The sequence below is a fragment of the Curtobacterium sp. B8 genome, assembly GCF_000333315.1.
Lineage (GTDB): Bacteria > Actinomycetota > Actinomycetes > Actinomycetales > Microbacteriaceae > Curtobacterium > Curtobacterium luteum.
Window position 1 is genome coordinate 1 of record NZ_BACW01000044.1, and the last position, 1,463, is coordinate 1,463.

At 73.2% G+C, this 1,463-nt stretch carries 1 protein-coding gene and 1 pseudogene; both read right to left on the reverse strand.

Annotated features, from left to right (window positions below):
* Window positions 1-97: 97 nt before the first annotated feature.
* Complete coding sequence (gene lipA, locus I59_RS01295; RefSeq protein WP_022902334.1) at window positions 98-1,081, reverse strand: lipoyl synthase; 984 nt, start codon at window positions 1,079-1,081, stop codon at window positions 98-100.
* Window positions 1,078-1,463 (reverse strand): annotated as a pseudogene (locus tag I59_RS01300) (hypothetical protein); the annotation flags it as partial. The gene lipA and the pseudogene I59_RS01300, both read right to left, overlap by 4 nt.

The following is a 1,463-nucleotide window of genomic DNA, read 5'->3' on the forward strand; positions in this document are numbered from 1 at the left end:
CGACTGATCTCGGGGTCCCGAGCGCGAGGAACGTCGCTCAGAGCGAGACTCGGCCGCGGCCGGCCACGCGCGCGGCGCGCGGCGCGCGGCGCGCGCCTCAGACGGCCTGGCGGCCGGCCGGCGCCTCGAGCAGGTGCGACAGGTGCTCCGGCACCGCGCCGCCACGCGCGACCGTCGCCCGCGCCCACAGTCGCCCGGCCCGGTACGACGACCGCACCAGCGGCCCGGCCAGCACCCCCGAGAACCCGATGTCCTCGGCGATCTCGCGGAGGTCGACGAACTCCTCCGGCTTCACCCAGCGGGCGACCGGCAGGTGTCGCGGCGACGGCCGGAGGTACTGGGTCAGCGTGATGATGTCCGTCCCGGCCTCGTACAGCTGCTCGAGCGCGTCGATCACCTCGTGCCGCTCCTCACCCATGCCGAGGATGAGGTTCGACTTCGTCACGAGCCCGGCGTCCCGCCCCTGCGTGATGACGTCGAGGGACCGCTCGAACCGGAACGCCGGCCGGATGCGCTTGAAGATCCGCGGGACCGTCTCGACGTTGTGCGCGAACACCTCGGGGCGCGCGTCGAAGACCTGCCCGAGCTGGTCCGGGCGGCCGTTGAAGTCCGGCACGAGGATCTCGACACCGGTGCCGGGGGAGTGCTCGTGGATCTGCCGGATCGTCTCCGCGTACAGCCACGCACCGCCGTCGTCGAGGTCGTCCCGCGCGACGCCCGTCACGGTCGCGTACTTGAGGCCCATCGAGACCACCGAGTCCGCCACCCGTCGAGGCTCCCCGCGGTCGAGCGGCGACGGCTTGCCGGTGTCGATCTGGCAGAAGTCGCACCGGCGGGTGCACTGCGAGCCGCCGATGAGGAACGTGGCCTCCCGGTCCTCCCAGCACTCGAAGATGTTCGGGCATCCGGCCTCCTGGCAGACCGTGTGCAGCTGCTTGTCCTTGACGAGGGCGGACAGGTCCCGGAACTCCGGACCCTGGGTCGCGCGGGTCTTGATCCACGCGGGCTTCGTCTCGATCGGCGTCTCGGCGTTCCGGGCCTCGACACGCAGCATGCGCCGGCCTTCGGGGGCGAGGGTCATGCGGGGACCTCCTGCAGGTGGGTGGTGCGGACCCGACCGGCCTGGAGGCGCGGCTCGCCCCCGGCGGACCGGTCCGCGCTGGTCGGGTGGTCCGGGCTGGTCGTCCTACTGGCGGCTGCGATGCGGTGGCCGGTGTGCATGCCGTCGAGCGCCGCCTGCACGACCGGCGCGACGAGCGCGGCGACCTCGTCCACGGTGACGTGGCGTCCCGCGGCACGGCTCACCGTGGTGACCCCGGCGTCGGCGATGCCGCACGGCACGATCGCGGCGTACGCGTCGAGGGCGTTCGCGCAGTTGAGGGCGATGCCGTGGCTCGTCACCCCCTCGGCACGTGCAGGCCGATGGCTCCGAACTTGTCGTGGTTCGCCCGGTGGGGCGGGGG